Genomic DNA, 19,787 nt, shown 5'->3' with positions numbered 1-19,787 from the left:
TCTGCATGCTGTCGATGAGCCCCTCGCGAGCTATCTCGGCGGATAAAAAAACGCCAACCCGTTATGGGTTGGCGTTTTGCTTGGGGCTTTACTGGTATCAGAACTGGTTCATGGTGTTGTCTTTACCCGCCGCTTTCAGGGCCGCTTCGCCGCTGAAATACTCCTTGTGGTCGTCGCCGATGTCCGAGCCGGACATGTTCTGGTGCTTGACGCAGGCGATGCCCTGGCGGATTTCCTTGCGCTGCACGCCAGCCACATAACCCAGCATGCCCTGGTCTCCGAAGTATTCCTTGGCCAGGTTGTCGGTCGACAGTGCGGCGGTGTGGTAGGTCGGCAGCGTGATCAGGTGGTGGAAGATACCTGCTTCGCGCGACGCGTCGGCCTGGAAGGTCCGGATCTTTTCGTCGGCGAGCTTCGCCAGTTCGGTCTGATCGTATTCAACGCTCATCAGTTGGCTGCGATCGTATGCCGACACATCCTTGCCTGCGGCCTTCATCGCGTCATACGCCTGCTGACGGAAGTTCAGGGTCCAGTTGAACGACGGGCTGTTGTTGTACACCAGCTTTGCGTTCGGAATGACCTTGCGAATCTCGCTGACCATGCCGCCGATCTGGGCGATATGCGGTTTTTCGGTTTCGATCCACAGCAGGTCAGCGCCATTTTGCAGTGCGGTGACGCAGTCCAGTACGCAGCGCGCTTCGCCCGTGCCGGCGCGGAACTGGAACAGGTTGCTGGGCAGGCGCTTGGGACGCAGCAGCTTGCCGTCGCGCTTGATGATGACGTCACCGTTGCCCAGTTCGTCGGCCGACAGTTCCTCGCAATCGAGGAAGGAGTTGTACTGGTCGCCCAGGTCGCCCGGCGTGTTGGTCACGGCGATCTGCTTGGTCAGGCCAGCACCCAGCGAGTCGGTACGGGCCACGATGATGCCGTCGTCCACACCCAGTTCCAGGAAGGCGTAGCGGATAGCGCGGATCTTGGCCAGGAAGTCCTCGTGCGGCACGGTGACCTTGCCATCCTGGTGGCCGCACTGCTTCTCGTCGGACACCTGGTTTTCGATCTGAATGCAGCATGCGCCCGCTTCGATGAACTGCTTGGCCAGCAGGTACGTTGCTTCGGCGTTGCCGAAACCCGCGTCGATGTCCGCGATGATGGGAACGACGTGGGTGACGTGGTTGTCGATTTTTGCCTGGATGGCAGCCTTGGCAGGCCCTTGGGCAGCGTCCAGCTCGCGGAACAGGCCGCCCAGTTCACGGGCGTCGGCCTGGCGCAGGAAGGTGTACAGCTCGCGGATCAGCGCGCTGACGGAAGTTTTTTCGTGCATCGACTGGTCCGGCAGCGGGCCGAACTCGGAGCGCAGCGCGGCCACCATCCAGCCGGACAGGTAAAGGTAGCGGCGCTCGGTGCTGTTGAAGTGCTTCTTGATGGAGATCATCTTCTGCTGGCCGATGAAGCCGTGCCAGCAACCCAGCGACTGGGTGTACTTGGACGGGTCGGCATCGTAGGCGGCCATGTCGGCGCGCATGATCCTGGCGGTGTACTTGGCGATGTCCAGGCCCGTTTTGAACTTGTTCTGGGCACGCATGCGGGCGGCATACTCGGGGTTGATGGCATTCCACGCGCTGCCGTGGTTCTCTTTCAAACCAGCAACTGCCTTGATGTCGTCTTGATACTGGGCCATGGGAATCTCCTAAGAAGAAGGCGCGATTGAAGAAATGGTTGCGTGTGCCGCTACGGATGTCGAAGCAAGCAGCGTGGACTCATTGTATGGCCCTTTTGACGCGCCGCGACCAACTCTTATATAAGACATAAGAGTTAGTTTATCCTTATTTTTCAAGGAGATAGGATGCAAATTTTGCAATGTGGAACGACTTTTTAAGGGGCGAAAACATAGTGCCGAGGAAGTTCAGCGTGAATTCCGCAATGTGAAAAGCGCTTTCAGTTGTCGGAGGTACAGGCAAGTTGCAGTGCAGGCGTCTGGGCTGTCAGCCTCCCTTTGGTCCATGGAACGTGACGCGTTTGGTCGAGAGGGGGTGGTTTCCATGATGGTCTCCTTTCAGGTGAAGGGAAACCAGTCTGCGCCTCTGCAGATGGTCGCTGATCGACCCGTCTCTGCCGTTCGGCCCGACACTGCTCCAAGGTCGGCGATCGCAAGTACTACGGCCATCAAGTCTGCCGACGGGGAGATAACACACTGAGTCAGCGGCGTGCCACGAGCGCTAAAGCGCGTGATTCCCCGACCGCCGCGTTGGCTGGCCGGGAAGGCCACTAGAATGGCGGGCTGCCCTGTCTAACATCGAGGTGACTAATGTGACGCACCACTCAGGTCTGGGATGCCGAGGTCCGTCGCGGGGGCGACAATGCCCTGATCGCTAGTTTTCGCAACACGCAATTGATCCTTTGGCCTAGAGAGTAATTGTTGCGGCTCGACCGTTCAGCATGCAGCGGGAATGACGGGGAGAAGCAGGAATGACGCGTACTCCTCGCCCGTGTGAATGGTGGTCTGACCGGCGAATCGGTCAGGCCTGCGGTCGTCGGGGTGATCATGCAGCAGCACCGACGAGCCGCGCATCGACTTGCCATAGATCTGCGGATAGGGTCCGGGCAGGTCGTGCTCGAAGTCCGAGCTGCCCACGGTCAGCACCAGCCGGTAGCCCTTCGGAAAGACGAAGCACATGGGCCAGATCTCGACCTGCAGCTCGTAGATCTCGTTCGGTTCGAGAAGTTGGATCTCCTGGTGCGTGTGCACGGGCTGATACGGCCTGGAGGCTTGAGGATCCAGCTTTCGGTGCGACGCTCTGAGCCAGCCTTGCGCGAGGGGTGCATTGGGTTCGACCGCCCCCAGGATCAGGTGCTCCTTGCCGTCCGGAGCGAAAGCCCGCAGTGTCAGGAACAGATCCGCATCGCGGGCCGTCGTGGAGATCCAGAGCGTGGCAGACAGCGGGCCGGTCACCTCGGTTTCGCGCTCGAGGGGTGCAGTGCTGAAGCTTACCTTGCCTGCCATGCCGTCAAACGAGAAGTGGGAAGCTGTCCCGCTCGGCTCCGATCGCAGGCTCTGTGCGCCGGCGTCCAGATACATGGGCGTCCATGCGGTGCGCGCCAACGGCCATTCATGCTCGTCGCGCTCCACAAAACGATCCACGTGGCGCACCTGCATCTTGATCGGCGGCTGCCGATCCCAGCCGTTGTCCTCGTCCTTGAGGAAGCGGTCGAAAAACCGCTTCTGGAGCGCCACGCCGTAGTCCGTATAGAATTCCGTCCAATGCTCGAGCCCGTGCAACTCGAGCCACTTATGCTTCGAGCCGGCTCCCAGGTAGCCCTGTACATTGCCGCGCAGGTGCAGGCCATGGCCACCCCAGTTGCCGCAGGAAAGCACGGGCACCTCGATCGCCCCCAGATCTGCACGGCGGCCGTCGAAGTAGCTATCAGTGATAAGCTCGGCGCTCAACTGCGTCGCGTTGATGTCGACGCGATTGGCGAGCAGTTCTCCGTCGCTGAGCTCTGCCGGTCCGGAGATCGGCAACCCGTTGTGAGGGTTCACACCCCCGCGCCGCCCCAGGCCGTGCTGCACGTTTTCCACCTGCTTCGGATACCAGGCCACCATGAACGTGTTGAGGATGCCGCCGTGCCGGCAGGCGTCGCGATAGTAGTCGGAGAACCCCTCGAACGGGCAGATCGCGGCCAGATGCGGAGGACGTTTCGCTGCCACCAGCCATTGCGTGGCGCCGTAATAGGAAACACCGGCCAGGCCGATCTTCCCGTTGCTCCACGGTTGTTTCGCTGCCCATTCAATGCAATCGTGGAAGTCCTGCGCCTCGCGCGGGGAGAAGCAATCGATGACGCCCGGCGATCGGCCAGCGCCGCGGGAGTCCACGCGAATGCAGATGTAACCCAACGGCACCCACCTCTCCGGATCCGCGGTTTCCCAGTTCGCGTACTTGCCGCTGCTGCCGTTCAGAATTTCCGGGTGCTTAGTCGTGAGCGATTGCCATTGTGCGGGGAATCCCACCTGGAACGGCAGTCCCTTGGCGTATGGTCCGTACGACATCAACACGGGGTAGCGTCCTTCCTCTGTCGGACGAAAGACGTCGGCCCGAACCACCAATCCATCGTCCATGGGGATTTCAACATCCCACTCGATTTGCATGGCTGTCTCCTGATCGGTTTATCTTGTAAGCGGCTAAAACTTGTGGCGCATGCCCAGCGCAAAGCTGGTGCCGCTGCCTTTTCCGGTAACCTTGTCGAACATCGTCACAGCGTATACGTCCGTGCGTTTCGACAGGGCATAGTCATAACCACCGGCAAGTCCGTGACGCCGATAGTCCGCCATGACATCGCTACGTACGCGTGACGACACCGCGGAGGCCAGGATCTTTCCACTGCCGACGGGAATGTGTACACCCACCTGCAGCGTCTCGGTCCTCGTCGCTGCACCGCTGGTGCTTGTATGGGCATACTCGGTCAGCAGCTTGATGGCCTTGAAGTCATAGGACAATCCCCCGACCATCGCTGTCTGCGCCCAGCTTCCCGCAGGAAGTCCGGGACCGAGCCGAGTTCTCTGGATGGCAAAACTCGCCGATAATGGCCCGCGATCATAGAGCAGCATGCCGACAGCATTGTTCTGCGAATTCGTGCCCGGCTGCTCGCCAAGGCTATACAAGCCCCGGAACGAAATCCCCGCGAATTCCGGTGAGTAGTAGCCGATCGCGTTATTCCACGCGGTATCGCCGGCAATGTATCGGCCCTGCTGGGGCGTCCACAGGACGTTCTGGAGAGGCGAAAACTTCGTCGACCCGGAAAACGCATCGAAGAGCGCGGTCGCCAGGAACGTCGGATTTGCTAGCCGCCCGAGACGCACTTCGCCAAAGCCGCTCTCCAGACCGACGTAGGCATTTCGGGAAAAGAGGCCATCCGTGGGAGCGCGCCCATTGGCACCCGTGTCCATTTGGAAGAATCCCTCGAGGCGGTAGTTCGCCTTAAGACCGGCTCCCAGATCTTCGCTTCCTGTCATGCCCCAGAATGACGTCTGCAGACCTCCACTCTCCACGCCCGTTGCAGAACGCTGTCCACTGAGATGGGTAACGCCGACATATGCGTCCGCGAGTCCATATAGCTGTGCGTTGGTCGCGTAGGACGCGCAAGGCAGCGCAAAGAGTGCCAGCGCATACAATTTTGCTATCGACTGCGCCCTCCGTGAGCCGCCCGGCTCGCCACCTGCCTTGTCATAGACGGCACAGCTTGCTTGTCGTTCCTTGTACAAGATTGATCTCCTCCGTTTTATTGACTTCGATCACCTCAAATGAACAGCGTGGTCTTGGCGCATGAGCAGCCTCACTGACGGGGGCGGTCGTCCTTTTCTACGGCATTGCGAGTGCCCGTATTCGCCGGAGGCAGCTGAGCGCGAGGCCCCACTCACCACGGCATCGCAGCCCATAATCGGCGGGGAGCGGCGCGCGCGGCGGGGCACTAGTGGGTTGGAGACCGTCAGGCGGACGCAGGGGCCGGCAGCACGGTCCCATAGTTGACGCCGAAACCGATCCGCGCATAGTCATCGCGCTCGCACCAGCCACGGAACACGACGGTATCGCCATCCTCAAGGAAGCCGCGTTGTTCGCCGTCGCCGATATCTACCGGTTGCGTCCCGGATACTGTGAGTTCGATCAGCGCACCCGCCTCGCCGGGGGCGGGGCCCGAGATCGTGCCGCTGCCCAGCAGGTCGCCGCACTGTAGGTTGCAACCGCCCATGGTGTGGTGGGCAATCATCTGGCTCAGCGTCCAGTACTGATGTTGGAAGCTGGTATGGGTCAGCGTGCGCGGTTGCCGGCCCTGTGTTAGCTGGCGCGCGCTGAGTATCGAGACCTCCAGTTGGATGTCGAAGGCGCCGGCCGCGGCATTGTCCGCCGAGCGAAGGTAGTCGAGCGGTTGCGGGCGCCCTGGGGCGCGCGTCCAGCCCGTGCGGTAAGGCAGCAGAGCTTCCAGCGTGACGATCCAGGGCGACAATGTGGTGGCGAAGTTCTTGGCCAGAAAAGGCCCGAGCGGTTGCATCTCCCAGGTCTGAATGTCGCGCGCGGACCAATCGTTGAGCAGGCACAGGCCGAAGATGTGCTGCTGCGCCTTTGCCAGAGGGATGGACGTACCACGTGCATTGCCGATGCCAATCACCGCGCCCACTTCCAGTTCGTAGTCCAGACGCTGGCAAGATCCATACACAGGTGCGCTGCCCGGATCGGCGCGGTACTGCCCCATCGGCCGGTAGACCTGCTGGCCACTGACGCCGATGGAAGACACCCGGCCGTGATACGCGATCGGCAGCCAGTCAAAGTTGGGGTTCACCTCCAGCCCGAACTGGCGACAGCAGTTCACGGCGTGGTCGAGCGAAGTATAGAAATCCGTGTAGTCGCCGATGCGTACCGGTACCGCAAACTCGGCCGCCGCCTGCGGCACCAGCGTTTCGCTTACTCGCTTCTCATGCGCACTGCCAGCCTCCAGCAGCGCAAAGATTCCGTGGCGCAATGCCCGCCAGGCGCTCGGACCCAGTTCCAGCAGCGCATTCAGCGTCGGCGCTACGGCAGCCTGCAGGGCCTCGGCGGCCAGGTCTTGCAGGCAGGCCCTGCCATGCAACGCGGCCAGGTCGACGATCTGGTCGCCGATCGCTACGCCGCCACGCCAGGCCTCGGCGCTGCCTTGCCGACGGAATATGCAGAGCGGGAGGTTCTGCAACGGGAAGTCGGAGCCGGGCGCATTGGCCTGTGTCAGCCAACTGCGGCGAGCGACATCATGCGTGTGGTTCAGTTCCATGGCGTTGTCACGCGACGTTGAGCGCGTCGTCGAAGATGGCCACAGCGCGCGTCCAGCCAGCGGAGGCGCCTCGGATCTTGTGCGGGAAGCAGGAGATGTAGAAGCCATCCGGCGGCAGGGCCTCGAGGTTGTGCAGCTTCTCCAGGTGGCAATAGCCAATGTTGCGGCCCGCCTTGTGGCCTTCCCAGATCAAGGAGGCGTCGTGCGTCTGCGCATACCTCTTTGCCGTATGCACGAACGGCGCATCCCAGCTCCATGCGTCGGTGCCGGTCAGGCGTACGCCACGCTCAAGCAAGTACATGGTGGCGTCGAGTCCCATGCCGCAGCCGGAGGCGACGTAGTCAGGCTGGCCGTAGCGCTTGCCCGCTCGCGTGTTGACCACCACGATCTCCAGCGGCTTGAGCGCGTGCCCGATACGGGCGAGTTCCGCCTCGACGTCGTCGGCGGTGACCACATAGCCGTCGTCCAGACCGGTGAAGTCGAGCTTCACGCCCGGCTGGAAGCACCACTCCAGTGGTACCTCGTCAATGGTGACGGCGCGCTCGCGCTGCCCCAAGGTCTCATTCATGGAGCTGTGGAAGTGATAGGGAGCATCCAGGTGGGTGCCATTGTGCGTACTGAGCTGGACGCGCTCGATCGCCCAGCCCTCACTATCTGGCAGGTCGGATGGCTTCAATCCCGGGAAGAATGCCGTGACCTGCTCGGCGGTGGAACGATGCGACAGGTACTCGATCTGGGGGCCATAGCCGGGAGGGTCGGAAACGACATCGTTTTCAAGGTAGATCGAGAGATCGACGAAGCGGCGTGTCATGGTGACAAGTCCTTTGCGGAGATACGTGAAATGGGGGGCGAGCTCAACGGGCATCGAGGGACGGTTCGGCGCCCGGCACCTTGCGCGCGTGGGCGCCGGTGTCCTGCTCGGCAATTTCACGTGGCAGCAGGGCAACCACGATCGCGGATAGCAGGAACAAGCCGCCGCACAGCGCGATACCAGGGGCAAAGCCGAACGCAGTCGCTGCCCAACCCAGCGCCAGCGGAGCGAAGGCGGAGACGCCACGGCCGACGTTGAAGCAGAATCCGGCGCCGGTTGCCCGGATGTGCGTCGGGAACAGTTCGGCGAAATAGGAGCCCACGAGGCCGGCGAAGGCCATGAAGAACGCGAATACCGGGCCGAGGACGAGCAGGGTCGCATGGTCTGTGGCGAAAGCATAGGCCGGTAGCGTCAGTCCGGAGCCGACCAGCGACGCGATCACGGCACGCTGTTTCCCGATGCGGTCTGCGAGCAGGCCGAAGACGTTATACCCAAGGAACATGCCGACATTCAGCACAGCCACGAAGCTTGCCATAGTGGTGACATCGAGCCCCCGTTCCTTGACCAGGAAGGTCGGTAGCCAGGTCGACGCGCCCCAGTACGCGGACAGCGCCAAGGCCGAGGTCGCGGTGCCGAGCAGGGTAATGCGCAGCAGCCGGGGCCCGAACAACGCAGCAAGGCTGGCACGGCCGGCGCTTGTTCTGGCGGACTGCCCGCTGGACCGTTGCGCGCGCCAGACCTCCGATTCCGGCACGCGCAGCCAGACGTAGCCGATGGCGATGACCACGGCCGCGCCGCAGAGAAAGAACAACACGCGCCAGCCATGCGCCGGCAGCAGGTATGCCGCTGCCAGGGCGGCCACGGTTGCGCCCGCCGAGAAGGAACTGAGCACGAAGGCAGTGGCCCGTCCGCGCTGGTGCGCCGGCCAGGTCTCGTTGACATGTGCCGCGGCCGTGCTCCAGACGCCGCCCAGGCCGAGGCCTGAGAGGAAGCGCAGGAAGAGGATCTGGCGCCAGTCGGTGGCGCCGGAAACAGCCATCGTGAGCGCGCCGAAAGTCACCAGCGACAGTAGCAGCGCCGTGCGGCGGCCCATGGTATCCGCCAGCCTCCCCATCACCACGCTGCTCAGCCCGATGCCGAGCAGCGTGGCCGTGACCAGCAAGCCGGCCTGCGCCTGTGTGATGTGAAGGGACGTGGTAATGGCCGGCATGGCGATGGCAAGGATGATGATGTCCACGGCGTCGAACATATAACTCAGGAAGCAGCCGATAAGCACGCGCCACTTCAGCGAGGCAGGATTGGGGGGCATGATGGGTCTCCTGATTTGGCGCCCCCTGGCCGAAGCAGGTGACGCACCCGTTTTACACTGACTGTACGTTCGTTCAGTATGGTGCAGGACGGACTGTACGCTCGTACAGTCAAACGTTACACTGGGGTAAACGCGGATGCGAATGTGGCAAAGTGAGGTTCGCTACAATGACGCGACTATATGGAGGCAGCATGGAAGGCAGGGAAGCGCGGAAGTCGGCGGTCGGGGCGCGGGGCAGGGCGCGGGAAGAAGCGCAGGGGCTGCCGATCCCGGAAGCGAGCAAGCGCGAACGCGTGCTCGATGCAGCGGAGCGGCTCTTTGCCGAGGGCGGCTTTGACGGCGTGTCGATGCGTGATATCGCGGCGGCCGCGGACGTTGGCTTGCCGCTGATCGTTTATCACTTCGAGACCAAACGAAATCTGTACCGCGCGCTCTTTGAACGGCGCAAGACGCTGTTCGAGGCCCGGCTGGCGGCGCTACACGAACCCCTCATCGCCGGCGAGGATCCGGTGGAGCACATCGTGCGTGCGTTCGTGCAGCCAGTCATGCGGATCCAGGACACGGAGGCCGGCATTGCCTACGCCAAGCTCGTCGCACGCGAGGCATCGGATCCAAGAGAAGCTGAGCGAGGCATTGTTGCGGACTACTTCGACCCCTTTGCCATGGAATTCGTCAAGGCGATCCGAAAGGCCCTGCCAGGCAACGGAGCCAGCTATGCGCACTGGGCCTATCTGTTTGCGGTGGGGGCGCTGGTAATGAGCGTGTTCGACAGCCGCATCGAGCGCGTCTCCGGCGGCAAGGTCAAGGCCGGCGACACGCGACGCAAGTCCGAGTACCTGGTGACCTTCATCGCAGCGGGCATTCGCGCCGGGGCCGACCGGACGTCATCGAGGGGTTCCTGAGAGTCATCCTTATGACGCAATTCGCCTAGAGTACAGGTGTGGGTCCCTTCGGATCTCGAACTAACGTAGCCTTCTGTCGCCGTTATTGGATCGGGCGCTGCAAATGGCTCCTGTCCTGACGTTCAAGCTGATCATCCTGTACCTCGTTGCGATCCTCTGCCTAGAATTGCTGGCACGGAGATTACATCTTCCCTCGGCTGCTGCGCTCCTGGTCGGCGGCATCTCCATGGCGTTCGCGCCTGGCCTGCCTCGTGTGGAACTCGACCCGGCCGTCCACCGTTGTAGCGGTGAGAGGGTGGAATTGATTCCCTGAGCGGCCGCACTGTGAGTTCCAGGCAGTACTTGACCATCCTTCGGTGAATGCCGCCAGATTGTCGTCGGGCTGCGTCGGACTCATGGGTTAACATCATCACCTCGCGTTCCAAGGCGTGGGCGTTGTCCGTTAGCGCGGCCAGTCAGGGACGTCGGCCTTCAGCGAGTGGTGGTGTCCGTGTACCCTTGGCGCCGTAGGATGACATGCGTGGCCTTTTCTGACGCTACGGATTGAACGCATTCATATCCCAGAGCCCGCAAGTCAACCCCTTCGAACAGCGATTCTCCCCGGCCGAGCAGGACCGGCGCGATAGCAATGTGCAGTTCATCAACGAGGCCCGCGCGAAGATACTGCTGGATTGTGCCCGGGCCACCGCCGATCCGCACGTCCATTCCGGTAGCGGCCTCGCGCGCACGGTCGAGCGCTTCTCGAATCCCTCCTGTTATGAACTGGAACGTCGTGTCGCCTTCCATCTTGATGGGGGGACGAGCATGATGGGTCAGGATGAAGACTGGAACGTGATACGGCGGATTATCTCCCCACCAGCCTTTCCAGTTTGTGTCCGGCCAGTCCCCGCGAATGGGTCCGAACATGTTCCTCCCAAGAATCCAGGCTCCAACATTCTGAAAGCCACGGGCGGCGAAATCATCGTCAACCCCGGTCGTACCGCCGTCCTTGCCGAACAAGGCCCGCTGGAACGTACGTGTCGGGACTAGCCACTGGTGCAGTTCCGCCCCGCCAACGCCGAGCGGATTGTCGATGTCTTGATTCGGACCTGCCCCGTATCCGTCGAGCGAGATGGTGAAGCCCTCAACGCGAACTCGTGTCATCGTTTGCCTCCGTTTGGACGCCTGACAGGTAATCAACGGACGCCGGCGTCCGGACATGCTTATTGGGCAGTATGACTCCGCTGGGGGCAAGAGGGCTGGCCCACCGGTCAGGATCAGTGCAACAATGAAGCCGTCGGCGCACCTTGCGACGCATCCTCGGCCATGGAGGCAGACATGCTGGAAGTCGAGAAATCAAGGTTTACGGCAGCGGTGGGCAGGATTCCTGGGTCCATGCAGGCCCTGTTACGTGCATCGGCGGCCCTCGTGAGCGTCTTGCTCGCAGTGGCTTCGGCACAGGCGCAGTCTCCGTTGTTCGAGACCTTTGCCGTTCCCGCAGGCAGTGCGCCGCACGACGTCGCGCCGGCGCCCGACGGCACGGTGTGGTACACCGCGCAGGCACAGGGCGCGGCCGGGCGACTGGACCCGCGCAGCGGCAAGGCCGACAGGGTGCAGCTTGGCGCAGGGTCGGCGCCGCACGGCGTGATCGTCGGTCCCGATGGGGCGGCGTGGATCACTGACGGCGGCCAGAATGCGATCGTGCGTGTCGACCCGAAGACACTTGCCGTGACGCGTTTCCCGCTACCGAAGGACCGGCCGAACGCCAATCTGAATACAGCGGTGTTCGACAAGCAAGGGCACCTCTGGTTCACCGGGCAAAGCGGCATCTACGGCGAGCTCGACCCGGCGAGCGGCAGCATGCGCGTATTCGATGCGCCGCGCGGGCCCGGCCCCTACGGCATCTGCGTGAGCCCTGACGGCAGCCTGTACTTCGCGTCACTGGCCGGCAGCTATCTGGGCCGCATCGATCCCGCCAGCGGCGCGGCGCAGGTCATCGAGCCGCCGACGCCAGATCAGGGTGCACGACGCGTATGGGCCGATTCGAAAGGGCGCATCTGGGTCAGCGAGTGGCGCGCCGGGAAAGTCGGTGTGTTCGACCCGGCAACGCATCAATGGCGCGAATGGCGGCTGCCCGGCCGCGACCCGCATGCCTATGCGATCTTTGTCGACGACCGGGACATCGTCTGGCTTAGCGAATGGAGCGCCAATGCGCTGGTGCGCTTCGACCCGCGCGCCGAGCGATTCGACGTGTTCACGCTACCGCGCCCTCACGCGAACGTACGCCAGATGATGGGCCGCCCGGGAGAAGTCTGGCTGTCCGAATCCGGCACCGACCATCTGCTGCGCTACCGGTCTGGCGCGGCCAATGCCGGCCGCAACTGAGCGCACTGCCACTTGGAAGCCCGAATCCTTGGGGGACTGATGCAATGCTTCGGCTTCAGGCGACCGAACCTGGCGGCGCATGGCGTGCCAGGAACCGATCCAGCTGGCCGGCGAATGCCTTGCTATCCTGCTGGGTGTACGGTGCCGGACCGCCGGTATCGACACCCGAGCCGCGGAGCTGGTCCATCACCTCGCGCATGGTCAGGCGCTCCTGGATATTCTCGCGGGTAAACCAGCTTCCTCGTGGGTCGAGCACACAGGCGCCCTTGTCGAGGGCAGCGGCGGCAAGCGGTATGTCCGCCGTAATCACGAGGTCACCATTGCTGGCCAGCTCGACGATGCGCGCATCGGCGGCATCGAAACCCGCCGGCACTTGCAGTGCCTTGATAAAGCGGGAAGGCGGCGTGCGCAAATACTGGTTCGCCACCAGTGTGACGCACACTTCGACACGCTGCGCGGCCCGATACAACATTTCCTTGACGACAACCGGGCAGGCGTCTGCGTCAACCAGTACTTGCATTGCGGTACTTCCAATTGAGGGAGAGAGCGCTCATCTTACTGCCTGCCCGCGTCTCGATGGGAACAAACGTCGGCAGGGGGATCGATTACCGATGCTTGCGCCGGCACCGGTTCGCCAGCCCTGTGCGCTTGTCGCCTACTGCGGCTTGAAGTAGTTTGCGAGGGTCCGCTCGTCGGTACGGGGCACATAGACAATGCCCTTCCTCGCGGCCCAGGTAGTCACCTGCTGGTGGATCGGGATGATACCGCCATCGTTGATCGCGATCGCGGTGGCCTCCTGCAGCAGCCTGGAGCGCTCGTTGTCATCCACGGTTGCCAGCGCCTTCTCCATCACGACATCCATCTTGGGATTACAGTATTCGCCCCAGTTGAATGTCCCAAAGCCCCTCTTGTTGTCTTCGCAGGCCAGCAACGCGCGCAGCGGCGAGCTGACCTCGCCGGTCTGCGCGCCCCAGCCGAGCAGACCGAACGACCATTCGTGCCTGATGCCCCTGGACGAGTACATGGCCATCGGCATGCCTTCCACCCTGGTCACGAGGCCAATGCGCGTGAGGTTCTGCGCAATGGTCTCGGCAATCTTCTCGTCGTTGACATAGCGGTTGTTCGGAGTATGGAGCGTCACGCCGAAGCCGTTGGGGTATCCGGCTTCGGCCAGCAGTTTCCTGGCGCCCTCGGGGTCGTACTTGACCGTCTTCAGGTTCGGGTTGTAGCCGAACAGCGTGGGCGGCACCAGGTTGTTGGTCGGCTCGGACAGGCCTTCCATCAGGTGGTCCTTGATGCCCTGGCGGTTGATCGCCATGCTGATGGCAATGCGCACCCGCGCATCCTTCAGCGGGTTCTTGTCCATCGGCTGGCCGTCGCGGGTCGTCACATAGGGCGACTTGTCACGCTTGGCATCGAAGTACAGGTAGATCACGCGGTGCGAGATCTTGGAAAAGAACGACAACCTGGGATCGTTGCGCACCTTGGGCAGGTCGGGCGTGGGCAGGTTCTCGATGGCCTGCACTTCGCCCGACAGCAGCGCCGCCAGGCGCGTGGCCGGATTGGGGATGAAGCGCAGCGTTACCGCTTCCCATGCCGGCCTGGGGCCCCAATAGTCGTTGTTGCGCACCAGCTCGACCCGGTCATCGCGCGCATAGCTGACGAACTTGAACGGCCCCGTGCCGATCATCCCCTTGCCGCGGGCAAAATCGTCAGAGGCCAGCCCCTGCGTGGCCTTCTTCTGTACGATCGAGATCGCCGTGAGGTCGCTCAACATCAGCGGGTATGGCTGGTCGGTGGTCAGCTGGATGGTGTACCTGTCGATCACCTTTTTGTTGACGATCGCCTTGGTATAGACGTCGAACTTGCCGGGGCTGTTCTGGATGGTGGCCGGGCGCTCCAGCGACCAGACAATGTCCTCGGTGGTCAGCTCTGAGCCGTCATGGAATTTCACGCCCTTGCGGATCTTGAATTCCCAGGTCAGGTCGTCGACCAGCTTCCAGGATTCAGCAAGACTCGGGATGATGCGGCTGTCCGCGTCCCTCGACACCACCGTATCGAAAATATGCGCGGCCACGTTGTTGTTCGCGTAGACGTTGTAGAAGTGCGGGTCCATGGAGGTCGGCGCCGAACTCATGGCCAGTTTAAGGTCCGCGGCCTGCGCCAGGCCGACCAGCGCAAGGCTTATGAGCGCCGCCGCCGCAGTAGCACCAAATGCCTTCCTGAGTGTGCGAACGGACATCGTGCTGTCCTCCCTGTAAGACATCGGACGTGACCGTTCGGCGAAGAGGTCGCCGACTGCTTTAGCTTGTCAGATTCTGTAATAGGCATGCAAAAATACAAATCTGTATCGTGTCCTAGTACACACAGCCGCAATTTGGACGCCGCTCTGTGAACGACCGACGTTCGGCCAAAGCCTTCAACCGGACCCAAACGGCGGCAGGCGCCGTCGCGCCGATCTTGCAGCCGTCCTTGCGTCAATTGCCGGGAAGAATCGCCAGAATGCTCAGGGGGCGTACCCTTGCGGTGCCGGCGGCGGGGAGTAGGGCTTGTAGTTGGCTGGTGGCGTCGCGGGCGGCGCCCCGAGCATCGGGCCGTAGGCCGGAACCCGGTGTCCTCTGGCGTACATACACTGAATGTAGGCAGCGTCGTATTGGTACTGCGCACTGTATCCAGAGTCGCCTGAAGCGCTGGCACCGCCCGCCGAACTGCTCGCCGCCGCCGTGTCAGAGGCTTGCTGCGAGCTCACACCGCCGACCCTGCCCAGCGCGAACTGGCGGCAGTTGTGGTCATCACCGAGAAACTGGTCGAACGACTTGTTACTGCCCGGGAGCACCATCACGCTGGGGCCCGACGGCATGGCAGTACAGGCGCCCACAACGAGCGCGGCCGATATCAGGAGGGGAATGCAACGCGGCTTCATCAGTACCTCCGCACTACGGCGATGGCTGGGCCGGCTCCGTTTGCCAGCCACCCGGACAGTTCTTGATGTACGGGTAATAGCCGCTGGGCTGGTCGCAGCGGTACCACCACGCGTTCGCCGAGGCATCCACCGACCCATCGCCTAGCTCGATGTATTGCGCCGCGGGCGCGTAGTAAGCGGCGTAGGAATCGGGGTATGGCCAGCCGTAGTATGGATATCCCCACCAGCCCGGCCAGCCGCCGCCTACAAAGAATGCCACGTGCGCGCGCCCATGGTGAAAACCATCATGGTGAAAGCCGTCATGGTGAAAGCCATCGTGACCGTGAAAGCCGCCGCCGTGAAAGCCGCCGCCGTGCATGCCACCGCCGCCACCATGACCGCCGCCGCGACCGCCGGCCAGCGCCGGACCTCCGGCGGCCATCGCCGCTCCTGCTACCAATGCCAGGGCGATCTTGCAAAGCCTGCGCCCGTTCATGATGTGTCTCCCGTCTTGATACCAAATTCACGCATCCGGCGCCGGCCATGGAGGCCCGGGAATTGCGGGGCGTGACGGCTCACCGGCAAGGCCCCCGGGCGCGCCTGGCCTGAGCGGACTCTGTGCTGCCATCTTAGTAAACGGCTGACAGGTCGGGTTTATTCCATCGGCCAGTCCCGGACTTCCTGTCATGCCTTCATGAGGTTGCGGCAGACGATGAAGTATCTCGAAGGATCCTTTCGCGCTAACCCGCAGCGAAATATTCGGTCCAGGATGTGAGATTGGAAGACCGGGACGGGGGCAAGGGGGATACGCGGCGCACGTTTCAATTGTGAACAGGCCCTAGTTCTTCCCGGCGTCTCCTACATTCGGAAAAATGCGCTCGGCTTCGGCGAAGCGGCTGCGCAGGTAGGCGATCGTTGAGGGCGGCCGGCAACACGACTCGGCGAGCAAGGTGGCCCCCAGCGTCCAGATTGATAGTGCGTGCACAGTGAAATCCACATCGCCTAACCGCGAATCGGCCCCCCAGCGCGGATGCAGGTAGTACACGCCGCGCGTCATCCGGGTTTTCCAGGCCAGATCCGTCATGCCCGCTTCATAGGCGGAGGCCACGACGGCTTCAAGGGATGCAACGTAAGCTGGCTTCGGGACGGCAGGGGTGTCGATGACAAGATCCAGGCCGGCCTGCAATCCCGTGCTTTGCGACGGTACGCTGGCGGCCATGATGTCTCTTGCGAACCGGTCGTGAATGTAGCGGTACGTAGCGTAGAGCAGGTCATTCTTCGATCGGAAGTGGTAGCCCACCAGCGAGGTCGCCACGCCGGCTGTGCAGCCAACCACACACGCGCGGCGTCAGGGAGCGGGAGGGCTGACTGCAAAAGAATCTGCCGGGCCTGGATTGTCTGCGTTTTTCGCTTGCCTGCTATCTTGTCCTTTTTCACACGCTTTTGGGATATCCCGGTGTCGAAACGATTCCGCTGGCCGGTATCTTTAAATTCGACGGATATGTGACCAGTACCTTCTTCATGTTATCCGGATTCATTCTGGCGCATGTTTATGTCGGGGCGAGTGCCGACAGGGAATTAAGAGTTCCGGCGTTTGTATTCATCCTGAACCGATTTTTCAATATTTATCCCATACACATTATTACGCTGCTTCTGACAGTCGGGTTGGTGTCTTTGGGTTCCCATATATACGCCGTTGATCTAAGTTGGGTGGATTCGACGCCGCCGCCTCGGCACACGATGAGCCCGGTAGAGCTGGCTACAAATTTAATAATGCAAGCCACGTTGCTGCAGGCGTGGAATCCGTTTTACGCGACCTTCAACCTCGCGGCATGGTCGTTGTCAACGCTGTTCTTCTTTTACCTGTCTTTCCCGGTGCTGCAGGAAGCGTCGCAACGAACGGTAGGCTGGAGCAAGCGCCTGGGCAACGCGTCTTTGTCAATATTCGCCATCCAATGGCCGCTTTTCATCCTGTTTATAAAAATTCAAAAGACACTCGAAATAAAATACCCGCTCCTGGCCTGCGTCCACAGGGTGCACGAATGTGTACAGGCAGTAAACCTGGCTCGGCCACGGCTTTATTACTATCCGGCCTATCTGCTCGTGACCCTTCTCGTATCCGTCGTCTTCCAGGAGAGGGTGATCGCCCCATTGAGACATAGCCTGTGTCGAATGTTTGGTCGTCAACATGCCGGACCCTGATGCAGCCCGATCTCGTGCCGACCGATGACGCCGCCCGCACCCGACTGAAACTAGCGCGCATCCTTTGGCCGGTCTCCCTTGGGCCAGTCATTCGCCCGTGCCGCGTAATCTGGCCGCGGCTGCTGCGTGAAATAAGCGGCGACATCGACCGCTTCCTGGGCGGATAGCTTGCCGCCCTGGCCGAGCGGCATGTTGTGCTTCACAAACGCCGCCGCCGTGTACATGCGCGCCATCCCGGCTCCCACGTTGAACGAGTCCTTGCCCCAGACCGGAGGGAAGACATAGCCGCCTTGTGGGTTACTGGTGCCCTGGCCTTCGGCGCCGTGGCAGGACGCGCATTGCGCGTTGTAGATGGCCTTGCCATGGACCGGGTCTGGCTTCAGGGACGTATCAATCTTCTCGAAACCTCGCCCGGTCACGTTGGTGCCGGTCGGGACACCCGTGGACAGCCACTTCATGTACGCCATGATGGCGTTCATTTCGGCCGAGTCGAACGGCAGCGGCTTGCCGTTCATCGAGCGCTGGAAGCAGTCGTTGACACGCTCCTGCAGCGAGATGATCTTGCCGCTGCGCGAGCGGTATTCCGGAAATGCGCCGGCGAGGCCTACCCACGGCGATGCATAAGCGGTTGTCCCGGCGTTCAGGTGACAGCTCGTGCAGTTCAATCCATTGCCAACATTGTTCGGAAGTTGCTTGTGGGTATCCGTCAGCAACGCCTTGCCACGCTTGATGGCATCTCCCATCGGTCCCTTGGGAATCGTGGCCTCGTCAGGCACGGACATGGGCACGCCTGGCGACTGGGCCACCGCTGGCACACTTGCCGCCGCCAGCAGGGCCACCGCCAGCGCATGCACGCTAAATTTGCTCACTGCTGTCTCCTCGGAAAGGCTGCATCAAGGTATGGTTCTTCGGTTGTCCGCATTCACGCGGCCAGTGCGACTCTTTGCCTGAGGCTTGTTCCCGGCCGCTTGCCCGGTGCTCAGGCGCGCTGCACGCTGGTCCTTGTCCGCTCGATCAGTTCGAAGACGAGCATGCCGGTGACCATGGCGGCTACGAAGCCAATAGCCTTCGGATAGCCCGCACCCAGGGCCACCAATGCGGGGCCCGGGCAAAAGCCTGCCAGACCCCAGCCGATGCCGAACGTGGCGCTGCCCAGCACCAGCCGCAGCGTTACGTTCGCGCTTGCCGGCAATTGCATCGGCAAGCCCAGGAACGAGCGCTTGCGGCGCCTGGCAATGAGGAAGGCAAGCGAGCCCAAGGCAATCGCGCCGCCCATCACGAAAGCCAGGGACGGGTCCCAGGTTCCGGCAAGGTCAAGAAAGCCCAGCACCTTGGCCGGGTTGGCCATGCCGGAGACCATCAGGCCAATGCCGAACAGCAGGCCTGCGAGGAGTGCGGTAATGGCGGTCATCTCAACCTCCAATCAGGTGCCGTTGCACGAAAACCGTCAGGAATCCCGCCACCATGAAGGTCAGGGTGGCGACCAGCGAGCGGATCGAGCCGCGCGAGATGCCGCATACGCCGTGGCCGCTGGTGCAGCCGCTGGCGTAGCGGGTGCCAAGGCCCACCAGGAAGCCGGCGGCCAGGATTTCACCCCAGCTCGCCTGGATATCCGCAACCGCGGGCATGCCCAGCAGGCTCGCAATCAGCGGGGCGCCGGCCAGACCGGCGACGAAGGCCAGGCGCCAGGCCATGTCGTGGCGCGGCAGGGTCAGCAGGCCGCCGAAGATGCCACTGATGCCGGCGATGCGGCCGTTGAACAGCACCAGGACGGCTGCCGCCGCGCCGATGATGAGTCCGCCGGCCAGTGACAGGCCGGGCGTGAAGTTGGCGAGGTCAATCTGCATGTCGGGTCCTTGGGGGGGCGCAGAACTGTTCATAGAGGACCGTCATGACGGCCAGCGCCTGGGGGCTCGCTACCGAATAGAAGATGTTCTTGCCGTCACGGCGCGTCGTCACCAGGCTGTGCTCGCGTAGCACGCCGAGTTGTTGAGACAGCGTTGGCTGGCGGATGCCGAGCTGTTCCTCCAGTTCGCCGACAGACAGCTCGCCCTGGGACAGGCGGCACATCAGCAGCAGGCGGTCCGGATTGGCCAGCACCTTGAGCAGCGCACAAGCGTTTGTCGCAGCGGCTTGCATCGTGGCGAGGTCGATAGTTGCGTGGGCCTGGTCCATGGGTCATCTACACTTTGCTTGTTAGTAGTATATAAAAAAATATAATGTTTGTGAATAGAATGTATGAGCTCCAGGGAGGCAAGCATGCACCCGACCATTCAACCGTTCGTCGACCCTGCAACCTGGACCGTGACCTATGTGGTCTATCAGGAAGGGCGCCCGGAGTGCGCCATCATCGACTCGGTGCTGGAATACGACCCAAGGGCGTGACCGAAGCGCAGTTTGTTGCCATGCGGCAGGCACGCCACCAACGCTGGCGATGCCGACGCTGACTCTGGCTTCGGTGCAGGCCAACAACATCCGGGCCGGCGAGTTGCCGCCACCCGA

Annotated in this window: 20 protein-coding genes and 1 pseudogene; 5 read left to right on the top strand and 16 right to left on the bottom strand. The window is 62.3% G+C overall.

Going from position 1 to position 19,787, the window contains the following annotated elements; genetic code table 11:
* Positions 1-97: 97 nt before the first annotated feature.
* Positions 98-1,678 (bottom strand): isocitrate lyase, encoded by a 1,581-nt coding sequence (locus tag ACZ5MJ_RS20965; protein ID WP_464225554.1) that lies wholly within the window; start codon positions 1,676-1,678, stop codon positions 98-100.
* 633 nt (positions 1,679-2,311) lie between these two features.
* Here ACZ5MJ_RS20965 and ACZ5MJ_RS20960 point away from each other — a divergent pair.
* A pseudogene (locus tag ACZ5MJ_RS20960) lies at positions 2,312-2,413 on the top strand (competence protein ComA); the annotation flags it as partial.
* Between the two features lie 18 nt (positions 2,414-2,431).
* Here ACZ5MJ_RS20960 and ACZ5MJ_RS20955 read toward each other — a convergent pair.
* The 5 genes from ACZ5MJ_RS20955 to ACZ5MJ_RS20935 form a co-directional block, all read right to left on the bottom strand.
* The gene (locus ACZ5MJ_RS20955; protein ID WP_464225553.1) at positions 2,432-4,144 is read right to left on the bottom strand and encodes a CocE/NonD family hydrolase; all 1,713 of its coding nucleotides are present in this window, start codon (positions 4,142-4,144) and stop codon (positions 2,432-2,434) included.
* Between the two features lie 33 nt (positions 4,145-4,177).
* Positions 4,178-5,257, bottom strand: a complete 1,080-nt coding sequence (locus ACZ5MJ_RS20950) for a porin (protein ID WP_464225552.1) — start codon at positions 5,255-5,257, stop codon at positions 4,178-4,180.
* Between the two features lie 224 nt (positions 5,258-5,481).
* The gene (gene fahA, locus ACZ5MJ_RS20945) at positions 5,482-6,795 is read right to left on the bottom strand and encodes a fumarylacetoacetase (protein ID WP_464225551.1); all 1,314 of its coding nucleotides are present in this window, start codon (positions 6,793-6,795) and stop codon (positions 5,482-5,484) included.
* A gap of 7 nt (positions 6,796-6,802) precedes the next feature.
* On the bottom strand, positions 6,803-7,606 hold the full coding sequence (locus ACZ5MJ_RS20940) for a cyclase family protein (RefSeq protein ID WP_464225550.1): 804 nt from the start codon (positions 7,604-7,606) through the stop codon (positions 6,803-6,805).
* 43 nt (positions 7,607-7,649) lie between these two features.
* On the bottom strand, positions 7,650-8,915 hold the full coding sequence (locus ACZ5MJ_RS20935) for an MFS transporter (RefSeq protein ID WP_464225548.1): 1,266 nt from the start codon (positions 8,913-8,915) through the stop codon (positions 7,650-7,652).
* A 191-nt stretch (positions 8,916-9,106) separates the two neighbouring features.
* Between ACZ5MJ_RS20935 and ACZ5MJ_RS20930 the strand changes: the two genes are divergently transcribed.
* The gene (locus ACZ5MJ_RS20930) at positions 9,107-9,817 is read left to right on the top strand and encodes a TetR/AcrR family transcriptional regulator (RefSeq protein WP_464225547.1); all 711 of its coding nucleotides are present in this window, start codon (positions 9,107-9,109) and stop codon (positions 9,815-9,817) included.
* A gap of 471 nt (positions 9,818-10,288) precedes the next feature.
* On the opposite strand, the gene ACZ5MJ_RS20925 is transcribed toward ACZ5MJ_RS20930, so the two are convergent.
* A complete protein-coding gene (locus ACZ5MJ_RS20925) occupies positions 10,289-10,960 on the bottom strand; it encodes a dihydrofolate reductase family protein (RefSeq protein ID WP_464225545.1) in 672 nt (223 codons plus the stop codon).
* 174 nt (positions 10,961-11,134) lie between these two features.
* On the opposite strand from ACZ5MJ_RS20925, the gene ACZ5MJ_RS20920 reads away from it, so the two are divergent.
* Entirely contained in the window at positions 11,135-12,181 is a 1,047-nt protein-coding gene (locus ACZ5MJ_RS20920) for a Vgb family protein (RefSeq protein WP_464225544.1), read from the top strand.
* Between the two features lie 55 nt (positions 12,182-12,236).
* Here ACZ5MJ_RS20920 and ACZ5MJ_RS20915 read toward each other — a convergent pair whose 3' ends face one another.
* The 5 genes from ACZ5MJ_RS20915 to ACZ5MJ_RS20895 all read right to left on the bottom strand — a co-directional run bounded on the left by ACZ5MJ_RS20915 (position 12,237) and on the right by ACZ5MJ_RS20895 (position 16,398).
* On the bottom strand, positions 12,237-12,701 hold the full coding sequence (locus tag ACZ5MJ_RS20915) for a YaiI/YqxD family protein (RefSeq protein WP_464225543.1): 465 nt from the start codon (positions 12,699-12,701) through the stop codon (positions 12,237-12,239).
* A 135-nt stretch (positions 12,702-12,836) separates the two neighbouring features.
* On the bottom strand, positions 12,837-14,423 hold the full coding sequence (locus ACZ5MJ_RS20910; protein WP_464225540.1) for an ABC transporter substrate-binding protein: 1,587 nt from the start codon (positions 14,421-14,423) through the stop codon (positions 12,837-12,839).
* A gap of 264 nt (positions 14,424-14,687) precedes the next feature.
* Positions 14,688-15,104: a glycine zipper family protein gene (locus ACZ5MJ_RS20905; protein ID WP_464225539.1), complete on the bottom strand. Its 417-nt coding sequence runs from the start codon at positions 15,102-15,104 to the stop codon at positions 14,688-14,690.
* A 13-nt stretch (positions 15,105-15,117) separates the two neighbouring features.
* Positions 15,118-15,579: a hypothetical protein gene (locus tag ACZ5MJ_RS20900; RefSeq protein WP_464225538.1), complete on the bottom strand. Its 462-nt coding sequence runs from the start codon at positions 15,577-15,579 to the stop codon at positions 15,118-15,120.
* Between the two features lie 342 nt (positions 15,580-15,921).
* Entirely contained in the window at positions 15,922-16,398 is a 477-nt protein-coding gene (locus ACZ5MJ_RS20895; protein ID WP_464225537.1) for a hypothetical protein, read from the bottom strand.
* A 128-nt stretch (positions 16,399-16,526) separates the two neighbouring features.
* On the opposite strand from ACZ5MJ_RS20895, the gene ACZ5MJ_RS20890 reads away from it, so the two are divergent.
* Complete coding sequence (locus ACZ5MJ_RS20890) at positions 16,527-17,285, top strand: acyltransferase family protein (RefSeq protein ID WP_464225536.1); 759 nt, start codon at positions 16,527-16,529, stop codon at positions 17,283-17,285.
* A 50-nt stretch (positions 17,286-17,335) separates the two neighbouring features.
* On the opposite strand, the gene ACZ5MJ_RS20885 is transcribed toward ACZ5MJ_RS20890, so the two are convergent.
* The 4 genes from ACZ5MJ_RS20885 to ACZ5MJ_RS20870 form a co-directional block, all read right to left on the bottom strand.
* Complete coding sequence (locus tag ACZ5MJ_RS20885) at positions 17,336-18,139, bottom strand: c-type cytochrome (protein WP_464225535.1); 804 nt, start codon at positions 18,137-18,139, stop codon at positions 17,336-17,338.
* A gap of 125 nt (positions 18,140-18,264) precedes the next feature.
* Positions 18,265-18,696, bottom strand: coding sequence for a DUF6691 family protein (locus ACZ5MJ_RS20880; protein WP_464225534.1), 432 nt, complete (start codon positions 18,694-18,696; stop codon positions 18,265-18,267).
* 1 nt (position 18,697) lies between these two features.
* Positions 18,698-19,132 (bottom strand): YeeE/YedE family protein, encoded by a 435-nt coding sequence (locus ACZ5MJ_RS20875; RefSeq protein WP_464225533.1) that lies wholly within the window; start codon positions 19,130-19,132, stop codon positions 18,698-18,700.
* The gene (locus ACZ5MJ_RS20870; protein ID WP_464225532.1) at positions 19,122-19,460 is read right to left on the bottom strand and encodes a metalloregulator ArsR/SmtB family transcription factor; all 339 of its coding nucleotides are present in this window, start codon (positions 19,458-19,460) and stop codon (positions 19,122-19,124) included. The genes ACZ5MJ_RS20875 and ACZ5MJ_RS20870 overlap by 11 nt, the downstream gene beginning before the upstream one ends.
* A gap of 84 nt (positions 19,461-19,544) precedes the next feature.
* On the opposite strand from ACZ5MJ_RS20870, the gene ACZ5MJ_RS20865 reads away from it, so the two are divergent.
* On the top strand, positions 19,545-19,670 hold the full coding sequence (locus tag ACZ5MJ_RS20865; protein ID WP_464225531.1) for a hypothetical protein: 126 nt from the start codon (positions 19,545-19,547) through the stop codon (positions 19,668-19,670).
* Positions 19,671-19,787 lie beyond the last annotated feature (117 nt).

This window comes from Cupriavidus sp. LA-1 (assembly GCF_055385985.1).
This window is presented reverse-complemented; position numbering and strand designations above follow the sequence as displayed.

What these genes read in the sequence shown, in the direction of transcription:
- ACZ5MJ_RS20910 (WP_464225540.1), bottom strand. Translation starts at nt 14,423, where the DNA reads ATGTCCGTTCGCACACTCAGGAAGGCATTTGGTGCTACTGCGGCGGCG.
- ACZ5MJ_RS20870 (WP_464225532.1), bottom strand. Translation starts at nt 19,460, where the DNA reads ATGGACCAGGCCCACGCAACTATCGACCTCGCCACGATGCAAGCCGCT.
- ACZ5MJ_RS20905 (WP_464225539.1), bottom strand. Translation starts at nt 15,104, where the DNA reads ATGAAGCCGCGTTGCATTCCCCTCCTGATATCGGCCGCGCTCGTTGTG.
- ACZ5MJ_RS20965 (WP_464225554.1), bottom strand. Translation starts at nt 1,678, where the DNA reads ATGGCCCAGTATCAAGACGACATCAAGGCAGTTGCTGGTTTGAAAGAG.
- ACZ5MJ_RS20900 (WP_464225538.1), bottom strand. Translation starts at nt 15,579, where the DNA reads ATGAACGGGCGCAGGCTTTGCAAGATCGCCCTGGCATTGGTAGCAGGA.
- ACZ5MJ_RS20955 (WP_464225553.1), bottom strand. Translation starts at nt 4,144, where the DNA reads ATGCAAATCGAGTGGGATGTTGAAATCCCCATGGACGATGGATTGGTG.
- ACZ5MJ_RS20875 (WP_464225533.1), bottom strand. Translation starts at nt 19,132, where the DNA reads ATGCAGATTGACCTCGCCAACTTCACGCCCGGCCTGTCACTGGCCGGC.
- ACZ5MJ_RS20935 (WP_464225548.1), bottom strand. Translation starts at nt 8,915, where the DNA reads ATGCCCCCCAATCCTGCCTCGCTGAAGTGGCGCGTGCTTATCGGCTGC.
- ACZ5MJ_RS20880 (WP_464225534.1), bottom strand. Translation starts at nt 18,696, where the DNA reads ATGACCGCCATTACCGCACTCCTCGCAGGCCTGCTGTTCGGCATTGGC.
- ACZ5MJ_RS20915 (WP_464225543.1), bottom strand. Translation starts at nt 12,701, where the DNA reads ATGCAAGTACTGGTTGACGCAGACGCCTGCCCGGTTGTCGTCAAGGAA.
- ACZ5MJ_RS20865 (WP_464225531.1), top strand. Translation starts at nt 19,545, where the DNA reads ATGCACCCGACCATTCAACCGTTCGTCGACCCTGCAACCTGGACCGTG.
- ACZ5MJ_RS20940 (WP_464225550.1), bottom strand. Translation starts at nt 7,606, where the DNA reads ATGACACGCCGCTTCGTCGATCTCTCGATCTACCTTGAAAACGATGTC.
- ACZ5MJ_RS20930 (WP_464225547.1), top strand. Translation starts at nt 9,107, where the DNA reads ATGGAAGGCAGGGAAGCGCGGAAGTCGGCGGTCGGGGCGCGGGGCAGG.
- ACZ5MJ_RS20920 (WP_464225544.1), top strand. Translation starts at nt 11,135, where the DNA reads ATGCTGGAAGTCGAGAAATCAAGGTTTACGGCAGCGGTGGGCAGGATT.
- fahA (WP_464225551.1), bottom strand. Translation starts at nt 6,795, where the DNA reads ATGGAACTGAACCACACGCATGATGTCGCTCGCCGCAGTTGGCTGACA.
- ACZ5MJ_RS20925 (WP_464225545.1), bottom strand. Translation starts at nt 10,960, where the DNA reads ATGACACGAGTTCGCGTTGAGGGCTTCACCATCTCGCTCGACGGATAC.